Source organism: Lederbergia sp. B243.17 (assembly GCF_057657925.1).
In genome coordinates this window covers 33,660-59,830 of record NZ_JBWBKF010000043.1, presented here as the reverse complement: position 1 = coordinate 59,830, position 26,171 = coordinate 33,660, and the positions used below count along the sequence as shown (strand labels likewise).

At 48.2% G+C, this 26,171-nt stretch carries 24 protein-coding genes, 1 pseudogene and 1 riboswitch; of the genes and pseudogenes, 11 read left to right on the top strand and 14 right to left on the bottom strand.

Translation table 11 applies throughout. From position 1 onward, the window contains the following. Nucleotides 1-6: 6 nt before the first annotated feature. The 4 genes from AC0TWI_RS08620 to AC0TWI_RS08605 all read right to left on the bottom strand — a co-directional run bounded on the left by AC0TWI_RS08620 (nucleotide 7) and on the right by AC0TWI_RS08605 (nucleotide 5,227). Nucleotides 7-873, bottom strand: coding sequence for an ATP-binding protein (locus tag AC0TWI_RS08620; protein WP_488125981.1), 867 nt, complete (start codon nucleotides 871-873; stop codon nucleotides 7-9). A gap of 154 nt (nucleotides 874-1,027) precedes the next feature. Then, the gene (locus AC0TWI_RS08615) at nucleotides 1,028-2,869 is read right to left on the bottom strand and encodes an ABC transporter ATP-binding protein (RefSeq protein WP_488125934.1); all 1,842 of its coding nucleotides are present in this window, start codon (nucleotides 2,867-2,869) and stop codon (nucleotides 1,028-1,030) included. After that, complete coding sequence (locus AC0TWI_RS08610) at nucleotides 2,866-4,590, bottom strand: ABC transporter ATP-binding protein (protein ID WP_488125933.1); 1,725 nt, start codon at nucleotides 4,588-4,590, stop codon at nucleotides 2,866-2,868. Before AC0TWI_RS08610 ends, AC0TWI_RS08615 begins: the two co-directional genes overlap by 4 nt. A 124-nt stretch (nucleotides 4,591-4,714) precedes the next feature. Then, on the bottom strand, nucleotides 4,715-5,227 hold the full coding sequence (locus AC0TWI_RS08605) for a Rok-like winged helix domain-containing protein (RefSeq protein ID WP_488125932.1): 513 nt from the start codon (nucleotides 5,225-5,227) through the stop codon (nucleotides 4,715-4,717). Nucleotides 5,228-5,457: 230 nt separating this feature from the next. Here AC0TWI_RS08605 and AC0TWI_RS08600 point away from each other — a divergent pair, with 230 nt between their 5' ends. The 4 genes from AC0TWI_RS08600 to AC0TWI_RS08585 all read left to right on the top strand — a co-directional run bounded on the left by AC0TWI_RS08600 (nucleotide 5,458) and on the right by AC0TWI_RS08585 (nucleotide 9,030). Continuing rightward, the gene (locus AC0TWI_RS08600; protein ID WP_488125931.1) at nucleotides 5,458-6,942 is read left to right on the top strand and encodes an aldehyde dehydrogenase family protein; all 1,485 of its coding nucleotides are present in this window, start codon (nucleotides 5,458-5,460) and stop codon (nucleotides 6,940-6,942) included. Nucleotides 6,943-7,109: 167 nt separating this feature from the next. Beyond that, nucleotides 7,110-7,232, top strand: a complete 123-nt coding sequence (gene sda, locus AC0TWI_RS08595) for a sporulation histidine kinase inhibitor Sda (RefSeq protein ID WP_488125930.1) — start codon at nucleotides 7,110-7,112, stop codon at nucleotides 7,230-7,232. A 312-nt stretch (nucleotides 7,233-7,544) separates the two neighbouring features. Beyond that, a complete protein-coding gene (locus AC0TWI_RS08590; RefSeq protein WP_488125929.1) occupies nucleotides 7,545-8,081 on the top strand; it encodes a sigma-70 family RNA polymerase sigma factor in 537 nt (178 codons plus the stop codon). Next, nucleotides 8,062-9,030: a DUF4179 domain-containing protein gene (locus AC0TWI_RS08585; RefSeq protein ID WP_488125928.1), complete on the top strand. Its 969-nt coding sequence runs from the start codon at nucleotides 8,062-8,064 to the stop codon at nucleotides 9,028-9,030. The genes AC0TWI_RS08590 and AC0TWI_RS08585 overlap by 20 nt, the downstream gene beginning before the upstream one ends. Nucleotides 9,031-9,200: 170 nt before the next feature. On the opposite strand, the gene odhB is transcribed toward AC0TWI_RS08585, so the two are convergent. Together odhB and AC0TWI_RS08575 are read right to left on the bottom strand one after the other, a co-directional pair. Next, nucleotides 9,201-10,451 carry a 2-oxoglutarate dehydrogenase complex dihydrolipoyllysine-residue succinyltransferase gene (odhB, locus tag AC0TWI_RS08580; protein ID WP_488125927.1) on the bottom strand — a complete coding sequence of 417 codons (1,251 nt, stop codon included), beginning with the start codon at nucleotides 10,449-10,451 and terminating at the stop codon, nucleotides 9,201-9,203. 134 nt (nucleotides 10,452-10,585) lie between these two features. Beyond that, nucleotides 10,586-13,432: a 2-oxoglutarate dehydrogenase E1 component gene (locus tag AC0TWI_RS08575; RefSeq protein ID WP_488125926.1), complete on the bottom strand. Its 2,847-nt coding sequence runs from the start codon at nucleotides 13,430-13,432 to the stop codon at nucleotides 10,586-10,588. Between the two features lie 336 nt (nucleotides 13,433-13,768). Here AC0TWI_RS08575 and AC0TWI_RS08570 point away from each other — a divergent pair, with 336 nt between their 5' ends. Continuing rightward, a complete protein-coding gene (locus tag AC0TWI_RS08570) occupies nucleotides 13,769-14,209 on the top strand; it encodes an Hsp20/alpha crystallin family protein (RefSeq protein WP_488125925.1) in 441 nt (146 codons plus the stop codon). A 14-nt stretch (nucleotides 14,210-14,223) separates the two neighbouring features. Here AC0TWI_RS08570 and AC0TWI_RS08565 read toward each other — a convergent pair whose 3' ends face one another. Then, a complete protein-coding gene (locus AC0TWI_RS08565) occupies nucleotides 14,224-14,874 on the bottom strand; it encodes an MOSC domain-containing protein (protein ID WP_488125924.1) in 651 nt (216 codons plus the stop codon). A 127-nt stretch (nucleotides 14,875-15,001) separates the two neighbouring features. Here AC0TWI_RS08565 and AC0TWI_RS08560 point away from each other — a divergent pair, with 127 nt between their 5' ends. Next, nucleotides 15,002-16,264, top strand: a complete 1,263-nt coding sequence (locus AC0TWI_RS08560; protein ID WP_488125923.1) for an MFS transporter — start codon at nucleotides 15,002-15,004, stop codon at nucleotides 16,262-16,264. Nucleotides 16,265-16,298: 34 nt separating this feature from the next. Here the strand turns inward: AC0TWI_RS08560 and AC0TWI_RS08555 are convergent. After that, a pseudogene (locus AC0TWI_RS08555) lies at nucleotides 16,299-18,386 on the bottom strand (thioredoxin domain-containing protein). A gap of 80 nt (nucleotides 18,387-18,466) precedes the next feature. Then, complete coding sequence (locus AC0TWI_RS08550) at nucleotides 18,467-18,700, bottom strand: hypothetical protein (RefSeq protein WP_488125922.1); 234 nt, start codon at nucleotides 18,698-18,700, stop codon at nucleotides 18,467-18,469. Between the two features lie 60 nt (nucleotides 18,701-18,760). Here AC0TWI_RS08550 and AC0TWI_RS08545 point away from each other — a divergent pair, with 60 nt between their 5' ends. From AC0TWI_RS08545 to AC0TWI_RS08530, 4 genes are all read left to right on the top strand, one after another. Continuing rightward, the gene (locus tag AC0TWI_RS08545) at nucleotides 18,761-18,889 is read left to right on the top strand and encodes a WGxxGxxG family protein (RefSeq protein WP_488125980.1); all 129 of its coding nucleotides are present in this window, start codon (nucleotides 18,761-18,763) and stop codon (nucleotides 18,887-18,889) included. 223 nt (nucleotides 18,890-19,112) lie between these two features. Continuing rightward, a complete protein-coding gene (locus AC0TWI_RS08540; RefSeq protein ID WP_488125921.1) occupies nucleotides 19,113-19,583 on the top strand; it encodes a DinB family protein in 471 nt (156 codons plus the stop codon). 311 nt (nucleotides 19,584-19,894) lie between these two features. Then, nucleotides 19,895-20,254: a recombinase family protein gene (locus tag AC0TWI_RS08535; protein ID WP_488125979.1), complete on the top strand. Its 360-nt coding sequence runs from the start codon at nucleotides 19,895-19,897 to the stop codon at nucleotides 20,252-20,254. A 26-nt stretch (nucleotides 20,255-20,280) separates the two neighbouring features. Continuing rightward, entirely contained in the window at nucleotides 20,281-20,754 is a 474-nt protein-coding gene (locus AC0TWI_RS08530; protein ID WP_488125920.1) for a hypothetical protein, read from the top strand. A 120-nt stretch (nucleotides 20,755-20,874) separates the two neighbouring features. Here AC0TWI_RS08530 and AC0TWI_RS08525 read toward each other — a convergent pair whose 3' ends face one another. The 3 genes from AC0TWI_RS08525 to AC0TWI_RS08515 all read right to left on the bottom strand — a co-directional run bounded on the left by AC0TWI_RS08525 (nucleotide 20,875) and on the right by AC0TWI_RS08515 (nucleotide 24,534). Continuing rightward, nucleotides 20,875-21,438 (bottom strand): MEDS domain-containing protein, encoded by a 564-nt coding sequence (locus tag AC0TWI_RS08525; RefSeq protein ID WP_488125919.1) that lies wholly within the window; start codon nucleotides 21,436-21,438, stop codon nucleotides 20,875-20,877. A 147-nt stretch (nucleotides 21,439-21,585) separates the two neighbouring features. Continuing rightward, a complete protein-coding gene (locus tag AC0TWI_RS08520) occupies nucleotides 21,586-22,956 on the bottom strand; it encodes an MDR family MFS transporter (RefSeq protein ID WP_488125918.1) in 1,371 nt (456 codons plus the stop codon). A 129-nt stretch (nucleotides 22,957-23,085) separates the two neighbouring features. Continuing rightward, on the bottom strand, nucleotides 23,086-24,534 hold the full coding sequence (locus AC0TWI_RS08515; protein WP_488125917.1) for an amino acid permease: 1,449 nt from the start codon (nucleotides 24,532-24,534) through the stop codon (nucleotides 23,086-23,088). Nucleotides 24,535-24,633: 99 nt separating this feature from the next. Further along, nucleotides 24,634-24,813: riboswitch (Lysine riboswitch) on the bottom strand. 178 nt (nucleotides 24,814-24,991) lie between these two features. Here AC0TWI_RS08515 and AC0TWI_RS08510 point away from each other — a divergent pair. Beyond that, nucleotides 24,992-25,357: a carboxymuconolactone decarboxylase family protein gene (locus AC0TWI_RS08510; protein WP_488125916.1), complete on the top strand. Its 366-nt coding sequence runs from the start codon at nucleotides 24,992-24,994 to the stop codon at nucleotides 25,355-25,357. Between the two features lie 27 nt (nucleotides 25,358-25,384). Here AC0TWI_RS08510 and AC0TWI_RS08505 read toward each other — a convergent pair whose 3' ends face one another. Further along, entirely contained in the window at nucleotides 25,385-25,663 is a 279-nt protein-coding gene (locus AC0TWI_RS08505) for a YqhV family protein (protein WP_488125915.1), read from the bottom strand. A gap of 83 nt (nucleotides 25,664-25,746) precedes the next feature. After that, complete coding sequence (locus AC0TWI_RS08500; RefSeq protein ID WP_488125914.1) at nucleotides 25,747-26,085, bottom strand: hypothetical protein; 339 nt, start codon at nucleotides 26,083-26,085, stop codon at nucleotides 25,747-25,749. Nucleotides 26,086-26,171: the final 86 nt, after the last annotated feature.

Sequence of the window (26,171 nt, the reverse complement as noted above, 5' to 3'; positions counted from 1 at the left end):
CCCTCCTTATGCGAATAATGTCGCGGCAATATTCATGATTGCCGCTTTCTCCCTCTCTTCTTCCATCTTATCGGCAATCCCGCGCTGGATTGCACGCAACGGCGGCATGAACACGGCTAGATCACATGTGTCAATCAGCGCACGGATTGAAGCGGCATCCTCCGGAATCTGCCCGTTCTGCACTTGGGTAATCAAGTCACCCGACAATGCGACAAACTGTTCGAGCAGCCGCTCATCTTTCAGCAGGCTCTCGTTTCGAAGAACCGTCTTCAGCATTTCTCCTTGGATGTATGGAATCTCGACGATGACAAAACGGTTTTTCAGCGCTTCATTCAATTGTACTGTGCCGACATAGCCTTCATTGATCGCCGCAACGACTCCGAATGTTTTCTTTGCTTGTATCACATCGCCTGTAAACGGGTTGGCAAGCATCCGCCTGTAATCGAGAACACTATTCAAGATCGGCAGCGTTTCCGGCTTCGCCATATTGATTTCATCGATATAAAGGAGATGGCCGCTTTCCATTGCTTTGACGACCGGTCCAGGAACGAAATCGATCCGGCTTCCACCTTCATCCGCTGTAATTGTATTGAAGCCGAGAAGCGCCTCCGCATCCATATCAACCGAACAGTTCACGCTGTGCATCGGCTGGTTCAGAAAATGCGACAGTGTTTCCGCAAGCTTCGTTTTCCCTGCGCCTGTCGGACCTTTCAATAGAACGTTTTTCCCGAGTGCCAGTGCGATGATTGCATCTTGCAGCAGATGATCATCCGAGGAGATGAACCCTCCTTTTCCGAGCCAATCCTGATCGGTTATCGTATATCCTGCACGCCTTGTATGAATCAAATCATTGATCTCTTTCGGCAATTCCATTTTATTCATGATGTATTCAATCCTTTCATCCGTTGCCTGCCTCCCGCTCGGGCAGACACGCTTCTTTTTCATGATACATGTAAAGAGTCCCCCTGTTCAAATATAACGCAGGCACGCAAAAAGGCGGCAGGATTGCTCCCGCCGCCTTCCTCATTTATCCTGCAGCCTCTTCTGAAAACTGACTGTTGTACAGGTCGGCATAGAACCCGCCCTGCTCAAGCAGTTCTTCATGTGTCCCCTGTTCAATCACTTTCCCTTGATCCATTACAAGAATCAAGTCAGCATGCTGGATCGTCGACAGCCGGTGGGCGATGACAAAGCTTGTTCTGCCTTTCATCAGCCGGTCCATCGCCTGCTGGATGAAGACTTCGGTCCGTGTATCGACACTTGACGTTGCTTCATCGAGAATCATGATCGGCGAATCAGCCAAAATGGCACGGGCGATCGTGAGCAGCTGCTTCTGTCCTTGTGAAATATTGGACGCTTCCTCGTTTAGAATCGTGTCATACCCGTCCGGCAATGTGCGGATGAAATGGTCGGCATGCGCCGCTTCGGCAGCAGCAACCACCTCTTCCTCCGTTGCACCTTTCTTCCCGTAAGCGATATTATCGCGGATCGCCCCCTTGAAAAGCCACGTATCCTGCAGTACCATGCCGAACATGCTCCTTAGCTTCTCACGCGGCAATTCCGTGATGTCGGTTCCGTCAATCAAAATCCTGCCGCCTTTCAGTTCATAAAAGCGCATGAGCAGATTGATCATCGTTGTCTTCCCGGCACCTGTCGGACCGACGATGGCGGCCGTCTGGCCAGGGGCAACATGGATGTTCAAGTCCTCCATCAGCAAATCGTCCCCATATCCGAACTGGACATGGTCGAACCTTACTTCACCCTGTACCTTGACAACGTCCTCCCCGGCCTTTTCCGGGATTTCCTCTTCCTCATCCAACAGTTCAAATACCCGCTCAGCCGCCGCCACGGTCGACTGGATGATGTTGGCGATATTCGCCGTTTGCGAAATCGGCTGGGTGAACTGTTTGGAATAGGTGATGAACGTCTGAATATATCCAATCGAGATTGAACCGTTTATAACCAAAATACCACCGGCCAGACTGATGAGCACATAGCTCAGGTTGCCGATGAACGACATGAGGGGCATGATGATCCCCGAGATGAACTGCGCCTTGCGTCCGGCTTCGAACAGCTTGTCGTTCACCCCGTCAAACTCACGCAGCGATTTGTCCTCCTGACCGAACGCTTTGACGATAGAATGCCCCGTATACATTTCCTCAATATGCCCATTCAATTCTCCAAGTGTCTTTTGCTGGCTGCCGAAATATTTCTGTGATTTTGACAAGAACGGCCGGATGACAAAAATGGAGAGCGGAAGGCTGAGAATGGTGATGAGCGTCAGCAGCGGACTGATCGTAAGCATCATGATGATGATGCCGACAATCGTTACAATCGACGTAATAAACTGCGTCAAGCTCTGCTGCAGCGTACTGCCGATCGTATCAATGTCATTGGTGACCCGGCTCAGCGTCTCCCCATGCGACCTGCCGTCATAATATTTCAACGGCAGTCTTTTCAGTTTGCGGAAGACGTCTTCCCGCAAATCATACACCGTATTCTGTGCCACACTCGCCATCAGGAATTGCTGGATAAACTGAAACACGCTGGCAAATACGTACAAACCGCCAAGAAACAGCAGCATCTGTCCAATTTTACCAAAATCAATTCCTCCGCCTGAGGTTCCCTGGAGCTTGGAATAAAATCCTCCAATCAGTTCGTTAATCGTATCCCCCATTACCTTAGGGCCGTATATGGAAAATACGGTGCTGAGAATCGCCGTAATGAAAACGGCAATTAATCTAGTTCTGCGTGGGCGCAAATAAGCGAGGAGGCGGCGCAGTGTTCCTTTGAAATCCTTCGCTTTTTCGCCGGCGACCATCATATTGCCATGTCCGCCGCCTCTTCTCGGAGCAGTTCCCTTGCTCATGCTGTTTCCTCCTCCCCGAGCTGCGACTTCACGATTTCACGGTAAATCTCATTCGTTTCAAGCAATTCTTCATGCGTCCCCATGCCGGCAATCCGGCCTTTCTCCAGGACGAGAATCCGGTCTGCATCGATAACCGTGCTTACCCTTTGGGCAACGACGAGGACGGTCGCCTCTTTCGTTTCCTCTTTCAGGGCAGCCCTGAGTTTTGCATCCGTCTTGTAGTCGAGAGCCGAGAAGCTGTCATCAAAAAGATAGATGTCCGGTTTCCTGACGAGCGCACGTGCAATCGACAGGCGCTGCTTTTGCCCGCCCGACAAATTGGACCCTCCCTGCTCAATCACCGTGTCATAGCCGTCGTTCATCTTGCCGATAAAGTCGTCTGCCTGCGCTACTGAAGCTGCATGGCGGACCTCCTCATCGGTTGCATCTTCTTTGCCGAAACGGATATTTTCCGTAATCGTGCCCGAGAACAGCAGCGCCTTTTGCGGCACAAGCCCGATTTTCGAGCGGAACTCATCTTGGGAAGCGTCCTTGATATTAACTCCATTAATGCGAATCGTTCCGCTTGATGCTTCATAAAAACGGGGGATCAGGTTAATAAGTGTCGTTTTCCCGGCTCCTGTCCCGCCAATAATAGCGGTGACTTCACCTGGCCCCGTTTTGAAAGAAATATTCCTCAGTGCGGCCTCCTCAGCGCCGGGAAAGCGGAAAGTCACGTCGGCGAATTCAAGCGTACCCCGGTTTTCATTGGCCGATTTATGCCCCTCATCTTCAATTGACGGGCTCATGCTGAGCACCTCATTAATCCGATTCGCCGAAACAGAAGCCCGCGGGATGATGACAAACATCATGGATGCCATCACAAGGGCGAACATGATCTGCATTACATATTGGATGAAGGCCATCAAATCCCCGATTTCCATCGCCCCGTTGTTGATGCGGATTCCGCCGAACCAAATGACCGCGACAATCGACAAATTCATGATCAGCATCATCATCGGCATCATAAACGCCATCACTTTATTCACTTTGATCGAGACAGAAGTCAAATCCGAATTGGCCCTCTCCAGCCGTACCTGCTCATCATTCTCTCGATTAAACGCGCGAATGACGCGGACGCCGGTCAAATTTTCACGAAGGACAAGATTGAGCGAGTCCAGCCGATTCTGCACAAGCTTGAACAGCGGGAGCCCTTTTTTCATTACAAGCAAAATCGTTCCGACCAAAAAAGGGATGATGGCCAAAATAATGAGGGATAGTTTTGCATCCTTGGAAACGGCCATGATGATTCCCCCGACGAGCATGATCGGTGCCGTAATCACCATCCGGAGCATCATCATCACGACCTGCTGCACTTGGGTGATATCATTTGTTGTCCTTGTAATGAGCGAAGCGGTGCCCACTTTGTCAAACTCTTCAAGGGTGAAGTCGCTTACGTGGTGGAACACTTTTCTACGCACATCGCGGCCAAGCCCCATCGCAGCCTTTGAAGAATAGAAGCTGGCAGCAATTGAAGCGCCGACACCGACAAGCGCGACGACAAGCATGATACCCCCCCTGCGCCATATGTATGGGATGTCTCCCTTGACGATCCCGTTGTCGACGATGTGCCCCATCAACGTCGGCAAGTAGAGATCCGTCATTGCCTGGAGAAACACAAGTCCAAATACGGCTAGGACAATCCATTTATACACGGCCAAATTTTTCAGTATTTTAAACATTTGCGATCCCTGCCTTTTTAATCAAAATAGCGGTCATATGAAGGTACCACTATTGTTCTATATTGCCTTCTACAGAAAAAGAAAACGGACCTTTCGCAAGTCCGCATTTCGTTTCCGATATGATTTATTCTTCTGTACCGAGCAAGATCGCCTCCGTCACCTGCGGCAGCGCTTTCTGATAAGTGTACAGGCCCCTGCCGACCTTTACAATATTCTCATCGGCTTTTTCGATTGTTTTCATGAAAGTCGTCATATTGGCAATCCGGAAACCCGTCTGGTCTTCGATCTCACGCTGCAAGTCTGCGCCCCTGATCGGCCCTTCCTGCGATTTCAAGATGGTGATCGCTGTATCGCGCATTTTCGTTGTCTTGCTTCTTCTTGACGGCCGACCCTTCCGTGAGCGGCCATGGTGGACGGAACTGTCTCCATGTTCAGCGTCCGGGCTATCCAGATACAATCGGGACGACTCTAAAAATTCCGACCTCGTCTTCTCACCGCCGGTCCCGTCCTTTTCATCAAGCTCTCTCAAACGGCCCAAGATGGCGCTCCTTTCCCGCTGCAGCATTGCCATCAATCTCTCTTCCGCATCCCGCATCTGTTCCAGCCTTAATTTTAAGGCGGCGCGTTCATCAAACATAAGGGTTACACCATCCAATCTTCTATTTCTCTATTTTCTCCAACTATTATAGTTTATGAACGATAGTACCGTAAAGAAATTAGTAAGTAGAAAGCCGGTAAAACCCTTAATTTTGCGAACATTCCAGCAAAACGGTTGCAATCTCCGCTCCCCTTTTATATAATTTGTGTTGTAAGCGCTACCATTCACAGCATGATCTTTCCCAGAAATCAAAATAGAGGAGGAATTCAATGAGCCAAGTAACAATGAACGTCCATGAAAAGGTGCAAAAATTCCTGCAGGGCACAAAAAAGTTATACATCAACGGGGAGTTTGTCGAGAGTGCCTCCGGCAAAACCTTCGATACGCCGAACCCGGCAACAGGCGAAACACTCGCCACCCTGTATGAGGCGGAAGCGGAAGATATCGACCGTGCCGTCAAAGCCGCACGCAAAGCGTTTGATGAGGGCAAATGGTCTAGAATGAGCGCAGCAGCACGGAGCCGGCTCATGTACAAGCTGGCGGACCTGATGGAAGAAAACAAAGAAGCACTTGCCCAGCTCGAGACGCTGGATAACGGAAAGCCGATCGGCGAAACATCGAATGCGGACATCCCGCTTGCGATTGAACATATGCGATATTATGCCGGCTGGACGACAAAGATTGTCGGCCAGACGATTCCGGTGGCCGGCCCGTTCTTCAACTATACACGCCATGAGGCGGTAGGGGTCGTCGGCCAGATCATCCCATGGAATTTCCCGCTGCTGATGGCGATGTGGAAGCTCGGTGCCGCCCTTGCGACCGGATGCACAGTCGTGCTGAAACCGGCGGAGCAGACACCGCTGTCCGCCCTCTTCTTCGCCGAACTTGTTGAAGAAGCCGGGTTCCCGCCGGGTGTGGTCAATATTGTTCCGGGCTTCGGCGAAACGGCCGGTGATGCGCTCGTCAACCATCCGGAAGTCGATAAGATTGCTTTTACAGGGTCGACAGAAATCGGCAAGCTGATCATGAAAAACGCAGCCGATTCACTCAAGCGGGTGACGCTTGAGCTCGGTGGCAAATCGCCGAACATCATTCTCCCGGATGCCGACATGTCAAAGGCCATCCCTGGCGCACTCAATGGGGTCATGTTCAACCAAGGCCAGGTGTGCTGCGCAGGGTCGAGAGTTTTCATCCAAAAGAAACAGTTTGATAATGTAGTAGCCGATATGGCCTCCCATGCCAAAAACATCAAGCAAGGATCAGGGCTTGAAAAAGATACGCAGATGGGGCCGCTCGTTTCAGCTGAGCAGCAGAACCGGGTACTCGGCTACATTGAAAAAGGGATTAGCGAAGGAGCTGAATTGCTGACAGGGGGCAATAAACCGCGCGAAGAAGGGTATTTTGTCGAGCCGACCATTTTTGCCGATGTCAATGACGAGATGAGCATTGCAAAGGAAGAGATTTTCGGTCCTGTTATCGCCGCCCTCCCGTATGAGGACCTTGATGAGGTGATCAAGCGGGCGAACAGCAGCGAATATGGGCTTGCCGCCGGTGTCTGGACGAGAGATGTCGCGAATGCCCACTACATCGCAAATCGCCTGCGCGCAGGCACAGTATGGGTCAACTGCTACAACGCGTTTGATGCCGCATCGCCGTTCGGGGGCTATAAACAGTCCGGCATTGGGCGCGAAATGGGTTCGTACGCACTGGACAATTATACAGAAGTGAAAAGTGTCTGGATTTCCATGAAATAAAGAGTTTCCTAGAAAGCAGGAGGCGTAGCCGTCCCCTGCTTTCTCTCTGTCTTATAGACGGAAATATTAATTTATTCTGTCAAAATCCTTTATTTTTCGTTAAGAATGCGTTAGAATAAAAGCACAGAGAGAAATGATTCAATTCCATAAGGAGGTTTTTGCTGATCATGAAAATCATGAGTAACGAACTGCTCGTCGCAGCGTATCGGGATGCAAAGAAAAACAACCACGGGAATGATTGGATTCGGCTGTTAAGAACGGAAATACGAAAACGGGGTCTGAATCCGTAAACCGCTCATTTGTCTCTGTCCATAAGCAATAAGGAAGCATACATTCAAACAATGAAACTGCAGCGCACATATCATATGTGCGCTTTTCTTTTTACATTCTGTACTCGTTGCTTTCTGACACCTCCCTCTTTGTTGCCCACTCTCCCCCCTCACTCGGCATTTAATCTTCATGTACACAGGAAAACCTTCGGAACATATGCAGATAGTCTGTTAAAGTAAGTATCTAGGCAAATCATTTTAAAGTAAAAAGTTCTTTGCAATTGAAACTTTTCGCTCCCCTTTCTGCCTCTAATATGTGAAGGGAGGATTTACATGCCATATTCTATCCAATTAGTCGAGTCAGCCGTAGCAGGAGACAAGGAAGCATTTGAACAATTAGTAAAAGCTGAGAGTGAAAAATTGTATAAAATTGCGTACTTACATATGCACAATAAAGAGGATGCACTGGACGTACTGCAAGAAGCCACCTATAGAGCATATGTCTCGATACATAAACTCAAATCTCCGGAGTATTTCAGTACTTGGCTTGTCAAAATAGTCATTCGAACAGCGTATAAAGAATTGGAACGTAAAAAGAAAACAATTCAATTGCCTGATGAGACGATTCAATTTCTCTTAGAGTCAAATCAAAATGAGGCCTCCTCTATTGATTTATCAGATGCCCTTTCTGCGCTGAATGTGGATTATCGTAATGCCATAACGCTTTTCTATTATTACGATATGCCTATCCGCACCATCGCAGCCGTACTCGGCAAGCCTCAATCGACTGTTAAGACTTATTTACGACGGGCCAAGTTGGAATTGAGAAAAACGTTAGGAGATGATTACTATGCAAAAAGACTTATATAACGATATTGAAATTCCGAAAAGCGAAATCATGCACGCCATTGATAAAGGAATTGAACGCGGAGAAAAAGCTCGAATTGTGAGCAAGAAAAAAAGTGTTTTAAAAAGAGCTTCCTTCTTCACTTCTATCGCTGCTGGGATGGTACTTGCATCAGGGTTTGTCTTTACCCCTGTCACAAACGTGTTGGCACAAATACCGATCATTGGCAGCCTCTATGAAAAATATCAAATGCCAATTGGCGAGAAATTGGCTTCAAAACAACTGATCACGGAATTAAACGAAGTCGTCGAAGACAATGGTGTCAAAATGCGGATTACGTCCATATTTTATGATGGTCAATATGTTGGCTTGACCTTTAAAGCGACTGGTGAAAATTTAGCCGAATCTATCGGAGGAGAAAGGGCTCCAGAATCCGGTTATACATTTGAGATGTTTGACCGGGGGGATGAAACATCTTGGTGGGGAGGTTCAATGGGTCCTTTAACAAAAGAACCGAATGGATATGCCGGTGCGATGATTTTAGAAAATCCGGATACAAATGCAGCGGATTCCTTTACTCTGCCAATCACTTTCACTCACATGGCAGGAGTAAAAGGAGAATGGTCATTCAATCTCCCAATTGAAAAATTACCTGCAAAAGAAATAGCCCTTTCGCAAACGATATCGTCAAGCGATAGAGCGTATCGTATCCATTTTGACAAAATAGTTGTGGGACAAACAAATGCTACCTTATCGTATGAAGTATTGCAGGCGCTCGGTGTGGAAGGCGAAAAGTTGGAGATGTCCATAACAGATGATAAAGGCTTGCCTATTTCGGCAAATGCACTCTCCTCTTCCAAAGTTATCTTCGAAATTGATGCTGCAAACACAGACTATGTCTTAATTGAACCGGCCTATAAAATCGGTGAAAGAAAAATAAAGTTAGATGCGTTTAAAATACATGTGAAATGACTAAGAAAGATCCGAACGCTTATCAAGTTCGGATCTTTTTTCTCATTATTGCATGGGCTGGATTCTAGCTGCTAATCTTGTCTTGCCTCCTGCGCTGCAATTCTCATCTGAATTTTCACACTTCCATTCAAAAAAAGGCTGTTCGGAGAGTTTCCGAACAGCCTTTTCCATCAACCTTCCAATAGAAGATCTTCCGGATTTTCGAGCAATTGCTTGATTGTTACGAGGAAGCCGACTGCTTCTTTTCCGTCAATGACACGATGATCGTAGGAAAGAGCCACATACATCATTGGGCGATTTTCCATTCTTTCCGCATCGATTGCCACAGGACGTGTCTGGATCGTATGCATGCCGAGGATCCCCACTTGTGTGCCGTTTAGGATCGGTGTGGACAGCAGCGAACCGAAGACGCCGCCGTTTGTGATGGTAAACGTGCCTCCCTGCAAATCGCTAAGGGCAAGTTTGTTGTCACGCGCTTTTTTCGCAACTGCCAAAATGTCGCCTTCAATTTCCGCGAAGTTTTTGCGGTCGCAGTCACGGATGACCGGTACGACAAGACCTTCGTCAGTAGATACCGCAACACCGATATCATAGAACTTCTTCAGCAACAGTTCATCGCCTTGGAGTTCGGAGTTGACAGCAGGGTATTTCTTAAGCGCAGCCACGACAGCTTTCGTGAAGAAAGACATGAAGCCTAGACGAACGTCATGCTGTTCGTAGAACTTGTCCTTTTTGCGCTTGCGCAGTTCCATGACAGCCGACATATCAATCTCATTGAATGTTGTCAGCATAGCCGCGTTCTGCTGAACTTCCACCAAGCGTTTCGCGATCGTTTGACGGCGGCGGGACAGGCGTACACGCTCAACCGGCTTTCCGTCTTCTGCAGAAACAGGAGCTTTTGGTGCCGGCGCAGAGGCTGGTTTGCTTGCCTGCTGAGGTGCAGCATTGTAAGCCTCAACATCCTGTACGCGTACACGGCCAAGCGGATCAACAGTCGGGACGGCATTTAAATCGATGCCTTTTTCGCGAGCCAATTTACGGGCAGCAGGAGAAGCGATCGGACGGTCTTTCTTTTCTGGTTCCGCATTTTCGGATGCCGCAGGAGCTGCAGCCTCTTTCTCAGCAGGCTTTTCTTCCGCTTTTGGCGCTTCCTTGGCAGGCTCAGCTGGTGCCGCTCCTGCCGATGCTCCAGCTTCAACGATGGCGATCACTTCACCGACCTGCACGTTGTCGCCTTCTTCTGCTTTGATTTCTTTCAACACACCCGCTTCTTCGGAAATGACCTCGACGTTCACCTTGTCCGTCTCCAGCTCAACGATGTATTCCCCTTTTTCGACTTGGTCGCCGGGCTGCTTCAACCATTTTGCAATGGTACCTTCCGTAATTGATTCTGCTAATTCGGGCACTCTTATTTCAGCCACAATCATATCCTCCTCTTGTTTACCTTGCATGCGTGATTTTTATCTAAAGCCATGGCAACACGAGCAGACGGCATGGAATCCTTCCATGCTCGCTGCCCGCGGCAGGCTTATATATACAGTATTTATTTAATTAATTATTTCTTTTTTGTAAGTGCTTCGCGGATGATCCGGTTCTGTTCTTTCTTATGCACAACAGGATCCCCCTCTGATGTGCTTGAACGTCTGCGACGGCCGATATAGGAGACTTCCGCCTTCTTCGGCGCCAGTTCGCGCAGATACGGATCGACATGTGTCCAGCCGCCCATGTTCTTCGGCTCTTCCTGTACCCAGACGATTTCCTTCACTTTCTTGTAGCGGGACAGGATTTGCTTGATTTCTTTTTCCGGGAACGGATAAAGCTCTTCCACCCGGACGATATGAAGCCAATCTGTATCCGTTTCGCTCTTCAGCTGGTCTGCCAGATCGATCGAAACTTTGCCGCTGCAAAGAACGACTCGTTCAACCGCATCATGGTTTTCACCAAGTCCAGGCTGTTCGATTACAGGCTGGAACTTCCCTTCGGCAAGCTGGTTGATGTCTGCTGCGGCAAGCGGATGGCGAAGCAGATATTTCGGCGTCATGACGACGAGCGGCTTCACTTCGTCTTTGGTCAAGATGGCTGCCTGTCTTCTCAAAAGGTGGAAGTACTGAGCAGCGGACGAAAGGTTTGCCACCGTCCAGTTGTTTTCTGCAGCAAGCTGCAGGAAGCGTTCGACACGGCCGCTGGAGTGCTCCGGTCCCTGACCTTCATATCCATGAGGGAGCAGCATGACAAGACCTGATTTTTGGCCCCATTTTGCTCTTCCGGAAGAAATGAATTGGTCAAAGTACACTTGCGCCATGTTGGCAAAATCGCCGAATTGCGCTTCCCAGATGACGAGTGTTTCCGGCGCAAACACGTTGTATCCGTATTCGAAGCCGACAACAGCAGCTTCTGTCAGCGGGCTGTTGTATACAGCAAAGGACGAATGGACATCCTTCAGATGATGAAGCGGGATAAATTCCTCGCCTGTCTTTTCGTCATGAAGGACGAGGTGGCGCTGAGCGAATGTTCCGCGCTGTGTATCCTGTCCAGTGAAACGGATTGGCGTGCCGTCTTTCAAGATGGATGCAAATGCCAGTGTTTCGGCATGGGCCCAGTCGATTTTCGCTTCGCCGGTTCCAATGTCATCACGTCTCTTCAAGATTCTGACGAGCTTTTTAAAGACGTTGAAGTCTTCCGGCCACTCGAGCAGCTCGCTGTTCAGCTCCGTCAATTCTTTTGCATCGACCGCCGTTTTGATATCAGGAAGCGGATTGACGACGTATACCGGAGGATTCATTATCGTATCTGGATCTTCTTCCTTTTTAGGGACCTTATCATAGGCTGCCTGGAGCTTCGCCTGGATTTCACTGTCGATTCCCGATACTTCCTCATCTGTGAGGACTCCTTCTGCCACAAGCTTTTCTCCGTACAATTCCTTCACAGTCTTGTGATTATGGATCATCTGGTACATCAGCGGGTTTGTCACCATCGGCTCATCCGTCTCATTGTGTCCGAACCGGCGGTAGCCGATCAGGTCGATGACGAAGTCCTTATGGAACGTTTCCCGGTATTCAAATGCAAGGATTGCTGCAGCCAAAACTGCTTCCGGATCGTCGCCGTTGACATGGACGATCGGGATTTCGAAGCCTTTTGCGATATCAGATGCATATTTCGTTGACCGTGAGTCTTCGCTCTCGGTCGTAAACCCGATCATATTGTTGGCGATGATATGGATGGAACCGCCGGTGTTGTAGCCTTTCAGCCCGCCCATATTTAGGGTTTCTTGCGTGATGCCTTCACCTGGGAAAGCGGCGTCTCCGTGAACAGCGATCGCAACACAGCTGTCCATATCCTGGGTAGGGTAGCCTGCCGTTTCTCGATCTTCCTGAGCAGCTCTTGTGTAACCGTCTACAACCGGCCCCACAACTTCAAGGTGGCTCGGGTTGTTCGCCAAGGTGATTCTTGTTGTCGCTGTGCTTCCGCGCTTCACGCGTCGGTCAGCTCCAAGGTGATATTTAACATCTCCTGTCCAGCCGTACGTAATGCCGATCGACCCTTCAGAAGGGATAAGATCTTTATTCGGCGCATGCTGGAACTCGGAAAAGATCAGTTCATATGGTTTTTCAAGCACGTGTGCGAGAACATTCAAACGGCCCCTGTGTGCCATGCCGATATTGACGGTTCTTGCTCCAGTCTCGACTGTCGATGAGATGACTTGGTCAATCAATGGGATTAACGTGTCAACGCCTTCAATCGAAAAACGCTTCTGACCGACAAATGTGCGGTGGATGAATTTTTCAAAGCCTTCCACTTCCGCAAGCCTCTTGAGCAAATGTATTTTCTGCTCTTTTGAAAGCTCAGGATAGAAGCTGCCTGACTCGATCTTCTGCTGAAGCCAGTTTTTCTCCTCCAGCTCATGGACTTGATGATATTCAAAAGCCAATTTCTTTGTATATACCTCTTTCAAGTGGTTGATCGCATCCAAGCCGTCCTTCAAATTGGACGAAGCATTCGGCGAAATGAAAGAAGCAGGGATTTCCCGCAGATCCTCTTCCGTCAGATTAAACTCGGAAGGCTGGATTCGGCGCAGATCCTTTTGCCTGTCGTTGAGCGGATTGATGTCCGCCGCCAGATGGCCGTATGTACGAATATTGTCCGCCAGCTTGACCGCCGCAACGATTTTCCCGAACATGTCCGGGTTTGCCGGCAGCTGATAGGAAACATCTGCCTGCCCTTGTGTCGATTCCGCATCCGGGCTTGTTGCTGGTGCACCCTCTTGGTCAAAGAGTTTGCGCATTTCCTGGTCAATGCTGTCCGGATCTTGCAAATACTGATCATAGACACCCATTACGTAGGCCAGGTTAGGACCCGATAAATTTTGCCATGGTGAACCTTGATATGGCGTTTGTCTGCTCATCTGTGATACCCTCCACCATTCAGAACATTTTAATTTAATTCATTTAATAATGATTCATTAGTGAAAAAAGCGATTGCATCTTTATTTTAGCACTGCGCACAAAGAAGTTAAAGGTCATTCTGTCGTTTCGTGTCGACAGTAAATAAAAACTAACCGGAATTTTCATATACCATCTTACTACTATTAAACTAAAAAAACCATTTATTTTGTCCACATTTTCGTAAACTATTCATGTAATCCCAATTGTTTTTTCTTGCATTTCACCCTTTTTCTCTGTTATGTGACGTACATGTGCCCGCCTGGAACATATACTAACGTGAAAAGGAGTGAAGAAATATGCTGCCATGGGGAAAATTCCCGTTTGAAAAAGAATGGAATCCATTCGGGAATGCAGCACAGCCGAATGCGGTCGACAGCTACATCCAAGACCTGATGAAAAGCATGACACAAGCCCATCTCCCGAAGCAGGAAAGCGAGCCTCCTGCCGAAGAGCCGGGCAGCATCCAAGCCGACATCTTTGAAACATTCGACTTTGTCTACATCCGGCTGAAACTCCCTTTGGATTCTTCTCCCGGCAAGCTGAAAATTTTCCACACGTCAAATAAAGCGATTCTTGAAAATGTATACGAAGACGGAGACCGCCATACCCTCATCCTGCCTTGCCTTGTGAAAAAACGCGGCGCCACTGCCATTGCCAAGGACGGCATTCTCGAAATCAAGATCCCGACGTCCAGCGATTCGCAGCTGACGGAAATCGATGTGTCTGAGCGGCTTTAACGCACTCTATATGGTCACGGCTGATTCTGCTTGTATTTCTCCAACAGTTTCATGAAATCATCCTTCATCGCGGCCGCTAAAGCGGGCAGTTCGACTACTTTTTCGATTTGCTGCCAGTTTTTCCGGTCATGGAAAAAAAGATGGTGCAAGTCAGCAATCGAAAAATCATTCTGCAGCCGCTCAACCAAGCTGATTTTCGAGTTTTCTTCCACTCTGCCCTCCTGCAGCACTCGTGCGAGATAGCCGGTCTTCCCCGTCTTTACCAGTTCTTTCAGCATGCCGGGATATTTGTTGTACCGGTCGATTGTCACGCACGGAATCCTGCCCGTCGTGATCTGCACCACGGTTTCCCCTATCGAATAAATATCGCCGATGAAGACGTCGGTCTCTGTCATCCCGGCGACAGTTATATTCTCGCCAAAAGCCGGAACTTCGAGTTCTTTTCCGCAAAACTCAGCCCACATTTGATAATGCTCATGGGGATAAATACAGGCAGCCCGATCTTCGCCGCCATGATGTTTCTTATCGGCAACCCCGTCATTTTCAAAGCCATTCCGCGATAAAAACGCTCCTTCAACAGGTTTTTTCCCGATGCCGCTGTTCATCGTTCCGCCAAAGCCTCCGATCAGCTGCGGGCGGCCCGTATTCAAAGAAATAATGTTCATTCCGCTTCCCCCTTGTTTCTCTCTTTTCCTCAAGCTTAATCTACAGTTCCTTCCATGTCTATCCATTGCGGATAAAAAGACTAAAACAGCAAATAGTAAAGATACCAACTAGCGAAAGGAAATCGCAATGGGAAGACAAAAAGAGAAGAAAGCCGGCCTCGGCAAAAAAAAATGGGCGGTTGCAGCGATCGCCTCTATTCCACTCATCATGACACTCGGCAATTCTATGCTGATCCCGATTCTTCCCCTCATGGAGAAGAAGCTGGACATTACGAAGCTGCAATCCAGTTACATCATTATGGTTTATTCGATTGTCGCCATCTTCCTCATCCCGATTGCCGGCTTTTTATCAGATCGTTTTGGCAGGAGGGTCGTCATTATCCCAGCTTTGATTTTGACAGGGATCGGCGGCCTCATTGCCGGCTGGGCCTCGTGGAAGCTTGATTCGCCCTTTTCCCTGATTGTGATCGGCAGAATCCTGCAGGGCGCAGGAGCTGCTGGCGCGTTTCCGATTGTGCTGCCGCTCGTCGGCGATTTGTTTGAAGATGAGAAGAAGGTCAGCTCTTCGCTAGGCCTGATCGAGACGTCCAATACTCTTGGAAAAGTACTCAGCCCGATTCTCGGGTCCTTGCTCGCTGGCATCATCTGGTTCCTGCCATTCATGATGATTCCGGCGCTTTCGCTCATCTCGCTCCTCCTGATTATTATTTTTGTGAAAAAGCCTGACAAACAGCCTCATAAGCCAACGCTGCGAGAGTTTTTCAGCAACACGAAGGCTGTGTTCAAGGAGCATTGGAAGTGGCTCATAGCCGTCTTTTTAATCGGGGCGATGCTCATGTTTATTCTATTCGGCCTGCTGTTCTATCTTTCCTCAATCCTCGAAGATGACTATGATTACGACGGGGTCAAAAAAGGCTTCCTGCTTGCCATACCGCTTGCCGCTCTCTGCATCTCCTCCTATGTTGCCGGCAAGCTGATCAAAGACAATAAGGTCAGAATGAAATGGATCACCTTCTTCGGCATCCTGCTCGCGGGCGGTGCAGTTGCTGCAACGATGGTTTCGAGCAATTTCATCTACCTGATTACCGTTTTTCTATTTTGCGGAGTCGGCATCGGCGCTGCGCTTCCATGCCTTGACTCCATCCTGACCCAATCGATCGAGAAAGAAATGCGCGGAACGATTACATCCATCTTCAGCTCGATGAGGTTTGCCGGCGTCGCTGCCGGTCCGCCGATCACCGCCATGCTGATGGGCGGTTCGATCCGCGACATGATCCTCGTATTCGCGGGCGTCAGTGCAGCCGCTGCCGTGCTCACCTTTCTTGCGATCAAACCCGGCGGCGGTGGCAAAAAGAAGAAACGGGCAAAAGTAAAACCTGCACTCGGGTAATGAAAAGGGATGGCCTCAATCGGCCATCCCTTGTTCATTCGCTATTTTCCTTTTCCAATGCCTTTTCGAGAGAGAGTTCCGGACGCTCGCAGGCGAAATTTTTACAATGGAATAGGGCGAACGGATGCTCACTCCGCTTGTCTTCCCATTCTTCCGGCAATCCGGCCTCATCCCCGATTTCAATCAACACATCGAATGGATGGTGATGCTTATGATACGAGGCAGCAAACTCCCGCCTCTTGGCAGTGTCTGTCCCGGAAACGACCCATTCCCCGCCGCCGGCATGCTTGCCGAGGACGGCGAGCAGCATATAGACCGGTCCGCTTGGATAGAGGCTGATTTCCTCCCCGAAAGACCCAAGCATTTCCGTCACCTTCTCATCAAGAGAGCGGTCGCCTGTTAGCTTCGACAGCCGCCAAAGATGAAACGCAGCGACACTGTTCCCTGATGGCAGCGCACTGTCTAGCACCTGCTTTTCTCTTACGAGCAATTCCTCCCCGTGATGGGCAGTGAAATAGAAGCCGCCGTTCTCATCGTCCCAGAAGAGCTCAATCATCTTCCCGGCAAGATCTTTTGCTTTTTGTACGTATATACTCTCCTGTTCCGCCGAAAACAACTCAAGATATGCCCACAGCAAATAGGCATAATCATCGAGATAGCCTTCATATTTCACTTCCCCGTCGCGGAACCTTGCGAACAGTTCGCCGTCACGGACCATTCTGTCTTCAATAAAGCGAGCCGCCTTCTTTGCAGCCGCAAGATATTCTTCTTCGCCAAACACAGCCCCTGCCTTCGCCAATCCGGCAATCATCAAGGCATTCCAGCTCGTAAGCACCTTATCATCGAGATGCGGATAGACACGCTGCTCTCTTGACGCCAGAAGCTCCCGTTTCATCGTTTCGATCTTCGCTTCCAGCTCATCAAGCGGAATGCCGAGATCCTCCGCTTCATTTTCAATACTTGTCCAGACGAGGTTTGGGATGTTCTTCCCCTCGAAATTCCCTTGTTCCGAAAGATCATAAATTCGGCAAAACAGCTCGCCATCCTGGTGGCCGAGCACATTCAGCACTTCATTATAGTCCCACACATAGTATTTCCCTTCGATTCCTTCGCTGTCCGCATCGATCGCAGAATAGAACGCACCGTCTGCATTCGTCATTTCCCTTTGCACAAACCGGAACACTTCCCCTGCGATCTTGCGAAAACGCTCATCCCCTGTTGCCTGATAGCCTTCCGCATATGCATACAGCAGCAATGCGTTGTCGTAGAGCATCTTTTCAAAATGGGGGACGAGCCAGACACGGTCTGTCGAATACCTGGCAAAACCGCCGCCAATCTGGTCGTAAATGCCGCCGTCCGCCATCGCATTCAGCGTATCCTCGACCATTTCGAGCGCCTGGTCTTCTCCGCTGTACTTAAAGTAGCCGAGGAGAAACAGAAGCTGATGGGGCATCGGAAACTTTGGCTCCTGGCCAAATCCGCCGTATTCCTCATCAAACTGCCCGGCAATCTGCATATACGCTTTCTTCACCGTTTTCTCGCTCACTTCTTTCCGGCTGCCTTCGCCAGAGCCCGCCCTCAGCGCTGCTGTCACTTTTTCTGCAATCTCCCCAATTTTGTCGGGTTCTTCGCGGTACTTTTCAGCAAGCTGCGGGAGAATATCCACCATCCCCGGCCTGCCATACGCGCTCTCTTTTGGAAAATAGGTGCCCGCATAAAACGGCTTCCGGTCCGGCGTCAAAAACACATTCAACGGCCAGCCGCCCTGGCCCGTCATCATCTGGCACACATTCATATAGACCGAATCAATATCCGGCCGCTCCTCCCGGTCCACCTTCACCGCTACAAAATGGCGGTTCAGCAAAGCGGCTACTTCCTCATCCTCAAAGCTCTCTCTTTCCATGACATGGCACCAATGGCAAGTTGACGTTTGCAACCACTAGGAATATCCAATAGACAGAAAGACAGGCTTGCCTTCTCTCTTTGCTTTTTGAAAGGTCTCAGGAGACCACTCAAGCCAGTTTACGGGGTTTTTTTTATGTTGTAATAGGTAAGGTGACTTAGACTCCACAAGCCAGTTAAACTCCTTAGAATGACGATCTTTAGATAAATACGATTTCATATCCATTTTCCTCCTAAGATACATAATGGAAGAACTGCTTTTGTTGGTTAGGCGGCTGTCTTATGGCCGATAGTTTTTAATCAAAAGAGTTCTATGTTTGTTATATTGTACGGTAATGGGCAATTTAAACAAATAAAAAAAAGCGTGCCACTATTACCGCACGATTCAAGCATTAAAATCATCAAAGTGTTTATTGTAATATTTACATCGTCAATGCTCATCTGATTTTGAGGCACTTCAACCGTTCCATCGCCTTTGACTTTGTATTCAATGCCCTCATGATCGTCCTCATCATAAAACTCATCTAGGCTCATTTGAGAAGGCTCCATGTTGAGAGAAACGCCTCGGCCGGCATATGGGTATAGCTTGATGATCTGATTCTCGCTATCCCCTTTAACATTGAATTTGAGAGCAATGACGATGACGACGATACTGACTGGGGTTGGATTGGCTTAATTGGTTTGGCAGGTCTTCTAGGGTTTAGAAGAAACGATAGGAAATAAAGATAGCCAATTAGCTGCCATTAGTTCCAAACCGGACAAGAATAGGATCCCTTGTGATTCTTTTCTTGTCTTTATTCATTTGCAATGTATTTTCCTCATCAGGATCTCCTTGCTGCACTATTTGGTCGAACTGTGAATTAGAGTTTTACCCAACATCGCTTTCTTTATTCGAACATACATTTTGTGTATATTTAATGCATACTAACTAAATGGAGGTTAAACTATGCGATCAATTGATTTAATTCTATTAAATTTCAACGAAACTCGTAGAAGAAGTATTAAGGTTTGGACTTCGATTCCTCAAGAAAAACTACATTGGAAACCCGATGACGAAGCAATGACTTGTCTAGAGATGATTAGGCATGTTCTAGAAAGTGAACATTATTACCATTTAGCTATTAAAAATCGTGGAAGTCTAGAAGTATTCGATTCTCCATTCGAAAAACAACCATTTTCTACTGTAAATGCTGAATTAAATTTTGCAGAACCATATAGAAGTCACTTCTTAGAAACTGTTAAATCTTTTTCTGAAGAAGACCTAACAAACATTAAAATTGATCGTTCTGATTCAGGATACATAAGAAGTTTGGGCGACATGTTACTAAGAATTGCTTATCACGAATCAGTTCATACTGGACAATTGCTTGATTATTTAAGAACTGCACAGGTTCCAAGAATACGAGTTTGGGATTAAAAGATATACAGGTGTACTCACTTAGGTGATACGCCCTTTTTCTTTTTAGTTACTACGTAATTTGCTTCTACTGCGCCACCTTCCCCACTAACAGCAACTCCCGCCGATGGGTCCACATCTTGTTCTTGCGCTTCGCCTGCTCCTTTGATACCGATGATCTTCTGGTCGATGTCCGTGGGCTGCTGGCAAGGCAAGAGTATAAATCAATCACGAAAAACTTGCAGCGCGGCAAAAAGATTGGCGCTAGGCTTGAAAGATAGACAAACGGTCCTGCTCCTTTTCCATATCAGTTCGATCTATCGGTAAAAGGAATCGTTAAGGATGAGGAAAAGAATAAAATTTACCAAGAAATGAAAAGTATGATTCTAAATGTACGCCCCTGTTATGAGGTAACATGGTATTTAAACAATCGCGGAATTCCGTCCCCGAAAGGCGGTTTATGGCACGAAAATACAGTTAGAAGAATCATGCTCGATGAAACTCACTTGGGAAGAATCATCTCAAATAAAACCGAAGGCTTCGGCCATAAAAATAAAAAGACAAAGCCATTGCGCTATCTTCCCCGTGAAGAATGGGTCATCGTAGAAAACTGCCATAAGCCGTTAAAGACAGTGGAAGAAAGGTTATCCCTCATCGAGCTCGAAGTGGAGCCTTTTTACTATCTGGACTAGTTAAGTGCGGGAAGTGCGGAAAGGCAATGCAATTTATCAGAAAGCCAAATGGTGTATCGGTAAAGCCGTGCCAGGCTGCAGATCCATATGGCAATCGATGCGGTAACAGAGGAATAAAAGTTGATGTACTTACTGTAGCGATAAATTTTAAGCTTGAGGAGCTTGAAGAACGTCTACTCAGATACGAGCAGCATTTAGATAAAGATGAATTACTCAGATCACAAGAGGTTCTTGATTTTAAGCAATCTGAATTGAGTAAGCTTGAGAAAGCTTTGGTGCGAATTAAAGAGCTTTACGAAATTAGAGATTATACCCGCGAGGAATATCAAGAGAGAAAAAAGGCGCGGAGTCGGGAAATACAATTGCTTTCCGATGAAATTGAGGGGGTGAACGCAAAGCTCAATCACTATGAACGGAAAACCACCGAAGAGAGAATATCAAAGATAAAGAGTTTTAAAGAGATTTGGTCATCAAATGCGGCGAGACGGTTTGCCTTATGATCTGCACTCATGAAGCCACCTTCTTTCCATTTTCTTTTTACCATACCACAACGAAAAGCAATCATACGTATGCAGCCAATAAAAAATCCCCCGATTCAAAGGCACCGAGGGATTTCTTCGTCATTTATTTACATTCGAATGTTCGTTCAATGGCAATATGCCGTCCTCTTCCAAGATGTACTGATGGCACTCCAGCAGCGAGTCATGGATCTCCTGAGTCAATTTTTCTTTGTTATAGGCACAGACCGAAACGATTCCCTTGTTTCGGATCACGCCGTCAACCGACCGTTCATACTCAGTCAACGTATCGGCAAAATCGCTTATATTTCCCCATTCCACATGTCCCCACGTACAGACCGTTGTTCCATCTTCCTTTGCCTGATCGATCAGCCCTGCAAAGGACTCGGTGATTGCATTCGGGTGAAAGGAACCGTTTGAAAAGTAAAAGTCATAGTTGTTAATAAAAATGATGTTCCTATTGGCCGCATGCATCATCGCCTTTTCCAGAAACAGCATATTCCGTTCATTTTCAAGGACAATAATCTGGCAGTCACTGGCCAAGGACGCCTCCATAAAGGCAAGAGTATCCTGCAAATATTGATTTTCATCCGGAAATGGATAATAAATATGACATCCATCTTTCTCTTTTGCTTTCTTTAGAATATCAGACCACGATTCTCCCATTTTAATCTCCCCCAATCGTTTAATCTGTCATATATTCATCATACCTTCAACTTCGGTAGCAGCGGAGGAATACCTGTCTGAAAACGTAAAAAAAAAGAGGAATTCCTCGAGATTGGTATGAAAACCCAAGGAAACCCTCATTTCGTCTTACGAATTTGTTCCTGCTTCTTGCTGTTTCGGCAATAGCCATGCCGGAATGATAGATACAGCCGCAAGCAGGACAAGGATGATAAACACGGTATGCAAGCTCAATTCCAGTGCCTGACCGCTCAATTCATCGCTCAGCCATAATCCCGACACAGCGATGCCAATTGTTTGCCCGAGATTCCGCATCAAGTTATTCGATCCCATTGCGGCTCCCCTCATGTTCCATTCAACCGCAGACTGGACGATGACAGTTATCGTTGTGCTCGTCAGTCCGAAGCCAATCCCGGCAATCGCCGTCACGACCATCATCCACATGACGGTCGTATCCGTTCCGAACCCGGCCATTCCAAGGCAGCTGAGCATGACAATCACCATGCCTGAGGCCGTGATTCGGTTGACCGGGAATTTTCCGATCCATTTCCCTGCCAGCATCGCCCCGACCGGCCAGGTAAGCGACATCGGCAGCATGGCAATGCCTGACGATGTTGCATTCAAATTGCTTACGCCCTGCACCCAGAGCGGAATGTAAAAGGTGATCGCCACGAGGATAAAGCCAAAAATGAATCCGGTAATATTGGAAAGGGCAATCATCTTGTTCGTGAACAAAGCGATTGGGATCATCGGTTCCCTGCTTTTTGACTCAATCCACATAAATGCCGCAAGCCCTACAGCAGCCATGATGAAAAACATCACAATGCCAACTGTGGCCTGCTTCTCTTCTTTCAGAAGCGTGAGCGCATATAAGAATGATGTCATGCTGATGGCAAAGGCGATAATACCTGGATAGTCGATAATCTGCTTTTTCTTCTCAAGCGATTCATGAAGCGCCGACGACAGCAAGACCATTGACAGGATGCCGAACGGAAGATTCATAAAAAAGATCCAATGCCATGAGATTGCATCGACGATAAAACCGCCGACGAGCGGGCCGATGACACCTGAAATCCCCCATACACTTGAAATCCAACCTTGGATTTTACCTCTTTGCTGATAATCAAAAACATCACCGATGATCGTCATCGGAATTGTCGTCAAGGCGCCAGCGCCAATCCCTTGAATAAGTCGGAACGCGACAAGCTGACCCATTGTCTGGGAAAGGCCCGAAAGCATCGATCCGACAAGAAAAATGACTACACCGATGTGGAACATCTTTTTCCTTCCGTATAAGTCTGCAAGCTTGCCAAATACCGGTGTCGAGATGACGGTCGCCAACAAGTAGACCGAGATGACCCAAGTATAAAGATGGCTGCCGCCCAAATCTCCTACGATTTTAGGCATCGCGGTACTCACGATTGTCCCCTCAATCGCCGTTAAAAATGTGGCTATGAGCAATGCAGCCACTACGGATTTATGTTTCGTTTCTTTATTCATCGTTTCCTCCTGATCCGGCCGTGCTAGTCATGGCCGCCTTTATTATATCCCATCCTTCACGGCGTGTGTTAGCGGAACAGAAACAAACGGGAAGGGCCGGTTTATCGTGCCGGCACTCCCCGTTCGCGTTTACTCTTTATCAAAATTGCATTCTTCCAGCGGAATCATTTTCGTTTTGTTTTTCCATTTATAAACAAGCCAGACGACCAGGAACAGCGGCAGTCCGATATAGGAGGCGATGAGCCCGCTCCAATCCCAGTCCCCTTCAAGCAGCGCCGGGAAGCTTTGGCCAACGATGATGACCGCACAAAGGATAAAGGCGACAATCGGGCCAATCGGGAACCATTTGGCCAAATACGGAAGGTCTTTAACATCCTTTCCTTGCGCAATATAGGCTCGGCGGAATCGGTAATGGCTGATGGCAATCCCAAGCCAGGTAACGAACCCGGCCATCCCGGAAGCATTCAGCAGCCAGATGTACACTTGTCCGTCGCCGAAAAATGTCGTCAAAAAGGCAAAGCAGCCAACGAGCGCTGTCACGATCAATGCCGGAACCGGAACCCCTCTTTTGTCCAATTTAGCGAGAAACTTAGGGGCACTTCCGTCACGCGCCAAGTCCCAAAGCATCCTGGCCGACGCATACATCCCCGAGTTGCCCGCGGAAAGGACTGCTGTCAGAATGATCGCGTTCATCACCGAAGCGGCGAAAGCAAAGCCGGCGCGTTCGAATACGAGGGTGAACGGACTGACCGAAACCGCTTCGCTCAAGAGGCGTTCATCTGTATAAGGGATGATCATGCCAATCACAAAGATTGCAAGAATATAGAACAAGAGAATCCGCCAGAACACGGACTTGATCGCTTTTGGAATCGTCCTCTCCGGCTCTTCACTCTCTCCTGCCGCGACCCCGAGGAGCTCTGTTCCCTGAAAGGAGAACCCTGCTGCCATGAAGACACCGAGAATCGTGAAAAATCCGCCATGGAAAGGAGCGTCCGCCACGGTGAAATTGGTAAATCCGATCGCTTCGCCGCCCATGATGCCGAAAATCATCATCAAGCCGGTCACGATGAAAATGATGACCGTCACAATCTTGATCAAAGCGAACCAGAACTCGGCTTCCCCGAAGCCTTTAACAGACAGGTAGTTCAAGCCGAACATGATGATCAGCGCCAGTCCGCTCCAGATGAACGACGGACTGTCCGGAAACCAGAACTTCATAATCAGCACGACCGCCGCAAGCTCTGCCGCGATCGTAATCGCCCAGTTGTACCAATAGTTCCAGCCGATCGCAAAGCCAAAAGACGGGTCGACGAATCTTGCCGCGTACTCCTTGAATGAACCTGCGACCGGCATATATGCCGCCATTTCAGCGAGGCTCGTCATTAAAAAATAAACCATGAACCCGACGGCCGCATAGGCGACGAGCGCGCCGCCCGGGCCAGCCTGATGAATTGCGCCGCCGCTTGCGAGGAAGATGCCGGTGCCAATCGATCCTCCGAGCGAGATCATTGCCAGGTGCCGGGCTTTCAATTTTCTTTGCAGCTGCCCTTCTACCTGTGTGCCTTTCTTGTTTGCCATGCTGTTGCACTCCTTCTTTTGGTGAAGGGTGGATTTCCTGCTGAAAATAGAAAACAGCCGTCGAAGAAGATCGACGGCTGTTGCAGACCGTAAAATCCTTCCGAAGATAGCCCTCCACGTTTTTTGTAAACGTGACAGTGATGCCCCTTTTCGGAACATCCCCAGCATAGGCAGCCAATGATCCGCCTACACTTCGGCAACTTTTCCTTCCCCGCATCCTCATCAGTCTCATTGGACTTTAAATGCGATACTCATAAAAGCTGCACCTCTACCCCATCGGTGAATGGGAATTATCATGTTATATTTCGATTATAAAACAATTTGTCGAATGCTGCAATCGATTCGTACAGCCCAGAAGTTTCCTGGCTTTCATTTAGGCCGCTTATTTGCGGTCAAAAGAGTAAAACTTTTCCCATGGCTCATACTAATAAGGAATCGATACAGAAAGATTGGAGAGATGGATATGGAAGCGAGACATACAACGGAAGAAGCTTTGCGCGACTTTAAACAGGGAATGGGCACATTCACCGAAAAGATGCCCGAGTTTGCCAGCCGCTTAAATGCGTTTACGGAAGAATGCTTTAAAGCGGGATCATTAACCGAAAAGCAAAAACAGCTGATCGCACTTGGCATCAGCCTCCATGCCCAGCATGAATACTGCATCATTTACCATACAAAGGGCTGCCTCGACCAAGGCTGCAGCGAAGAAGAAATCCTGGAAGCGGCAGGTGTAGCCGCGGCCTTCGGCGGCGGTTCCACAATCAGCCAAACAGTCACGCTCCTACAGGAATGCATACAACAACTGGGCGGCCGCCTGCAATGAAAAAAACGAGGGAGCTCCCCTCGTTTTTTAACTGCTCTTCATCACACCGTAAAGAATACAAGCGACCCCGCCGAAGATCCAAAGGATTTTGGCAAGCGACACCTTTTCGGCAATGCCGAACAAGCCGATCGCGGTCGTTAGAATCATAATGATCGGGCCAATCAGCGCCAGTGAACTATTGATGACGAGCGCCTTTTCCACATCATTGTATCTCAGGAACAAAAATGCCGCGAATAGCTCGATGCTCCCCGATACCATCCTCATGAAGGCCATCCCGATAATCGCTTTTTCCAAAAAATGAATCATCCGCTCATCCCCCGCTTACTGTGCTGTCAACAGTATATGCGGGAATCCGAAAAGAAGGACAAGTTTTCAGAGAGGGACCGTTCTCAGTCCTCCTCCTCCTTGTCGCTTTTCGTATGCTTCATATCCCTGAGCAACTGTGTGTTCATGCTTCCCTGGACAATATCTTCAAGGAAAAAGCGCCCGGCGAGATCCAAATACTCATCATCATCAAACATTTTCGCATTTTGCAGCTCCATCTCCGCAAGACCGTCATACTCGGCAACGAGTGCATACGTATGATCCGGGCCGGTAAGCGGCGTCAGAATCCGCACATTGTGATTGTATTTTTCATTACGGTAATCCTTCATTTCCTGCAGATTTTCAAGCCCTTCTTTGAATGCTTCCTGTTTTAGCTGAAATGTCTGGTACACATAGACCGTCATGCGGCTGCCTCCTTAAAATACCTGTTGATCTATTATCTCTCCCCACATGCTCTTTTATCCTTTGCCTGTCGTATGAAAATTGAAGG

Excerpts from the sequence above, each read along its gene's own strand:
- AC0TWI_RS08620 (WP_488125981.1), bottom strand. The coding sequence starts at position 873 with ATGGAATTGCCGAAAGAGATCAATGATTTGATTCATACAAGGCGTGCA.
- AC0TWI_RS08615 (WP_488125934.1), bottom strand. The coding sequence starts at position 2,869 with ATGAGCAAGGGAACTGCTCCGAGAAGAGGCGGCGGACATGGCAATATG.
- AC0TWI_RS08610 (WP_488125933.1), bottom strand. The coding sequence starts at position 4,590 with ATGTTTAAAATACTGAAAAATTTGGCCGTGTATAAATGGATTGTCCTA.
- AC0TWI_RS08605 (WP_488125932.1), bottom strand. The coding sequence starts at position 5,227 with ATGTTTGATGAACGCGCCGCCTTAAAATTAAGGCTGGAACAGATGCGG.
- AC0TWI_RS08600 (WP_488125931.1), top strand. The coding sequence starts at position 5,458 with ATGAGCCAAGTAACAATGAACGTCCATGAAAAGGTGCAAAAATTCCTG.
- sda (WP_488125930.1), top strand. The coding sequence starts at position 7,110 with ATGAAAATCATGAGTAACGAACTGCTCGTCGCAGCGTATCGGGATGCA.
- AC0TWI_RS08590 (WP_488125929.1), top strand. The coding sequence starts at position 7,545 with ATGCCATATTCTATCCAATTAGTCGAGTCAGCCGTAGCAGGAGACAAG.
- AC0TWI_RS08585 (WP_488125928.1), top strand. The coding sequence starts at position 8,062 with ATGCAAAAAGACTTATATAACGATATTGAAATTCCGAAAAGCGAAATC.
- AC0TWI_RS08575 (WP_488125926.1), bottom strand. The coding sequence starts at position 13,432 with ATGAGCAGACAAACGCCATATCAAGGTTCACCATGGCAAAATTTATCG.
- AC0TWI_RS08570 (WP_488125925.1), top strand. The coding sequence starts at position 13,769 with ATGCTGCCATGGGGAAAATTCCCGTTTGAAAAAGAATGGAATCCATTC.
- AC0TWI_RS08565 (WP_488125924.1), bottom strand. The coding sequence starts at position 14,874 with ATGAACATTATTTCTTTGAATACGGGCCGCCCGCAGCTGATCGGAGGC.
- AC0TWI_RS08560 (WP_488125923.1), top strand. The coding sequence starts at position 15,002 with ATGGGAAGACAAAAAGAGAAGAAAGCCGGCCTCGGCAAAAAAAAATGG.
- AC0TWI_RS08550 (WP_488125922.1), bottom strand. The coding sequence starts at position 18,700 with ATGAGCCTAGATGAGTTTTATGATGAGGACGATCATGAGGGCATTGAA.
- AC0TWI_RS08540 (WP_488125921.1), top strand. The coding sequence starts at position 19,113 with ATGCGATCAATTGATTTAATTCTATTAAATTTCAACGAAACTCGTAGA.
- AC0TWI_RS08530 (WP_488125920.1), top strand. The coding sequence starts at position 20,281 with ATGCAATTTATCAGAAAGCCAAATGGTGTATCGGTAAAGCCGTGCCAG.
- AC0TWI_RS08525 (WP_488125919.1), bottom strand. The coding sequence starts at position 21,438 with ATGGGAGAATCGTGGTCTGATATTCTAAAGAAAGCAAAAGAGAAAGAT.
- AC0TWI_RS08520 (WP_488125918.1), bottom strand. The coding sequence starts at position 22,956 with ATGAATAAAGAAACGAAACATAAATCCGTAGTGGCTGCATTGCTCATA.
- AC0TWI_RS08515 (WP_488125917.1), bottom strand. The coding sequence starts at position 24,534 with ATGGCAAACAAGAAAGGCACACAGGTAGAAGGGCAGCTGCAAAGAAAA.
- AC0TWI_RS08510 (WP_488125916.1), top strand. The coding sequence starts at position 24,992 with ATGGATATGGAAGCGAGACATACAACGGAAGAAGCTTTGCGCGACTTT.
- AC0TWI_RS08505 (WP_488125915.1), bottom strand. The coding sequence starts at position 25,663 with ATGATTCATTTTTTGGAAAAAGCGATTATCGGGATGGCCTTCATGAGG.
- AC0TWI_RS08500 (WP_488125914.1), bottom strand. The coding sequence starts at position 26,085 with ATGACGGTCTATGTGTACCAGACATTTCAGCTAAAACAGGAAGCATTC.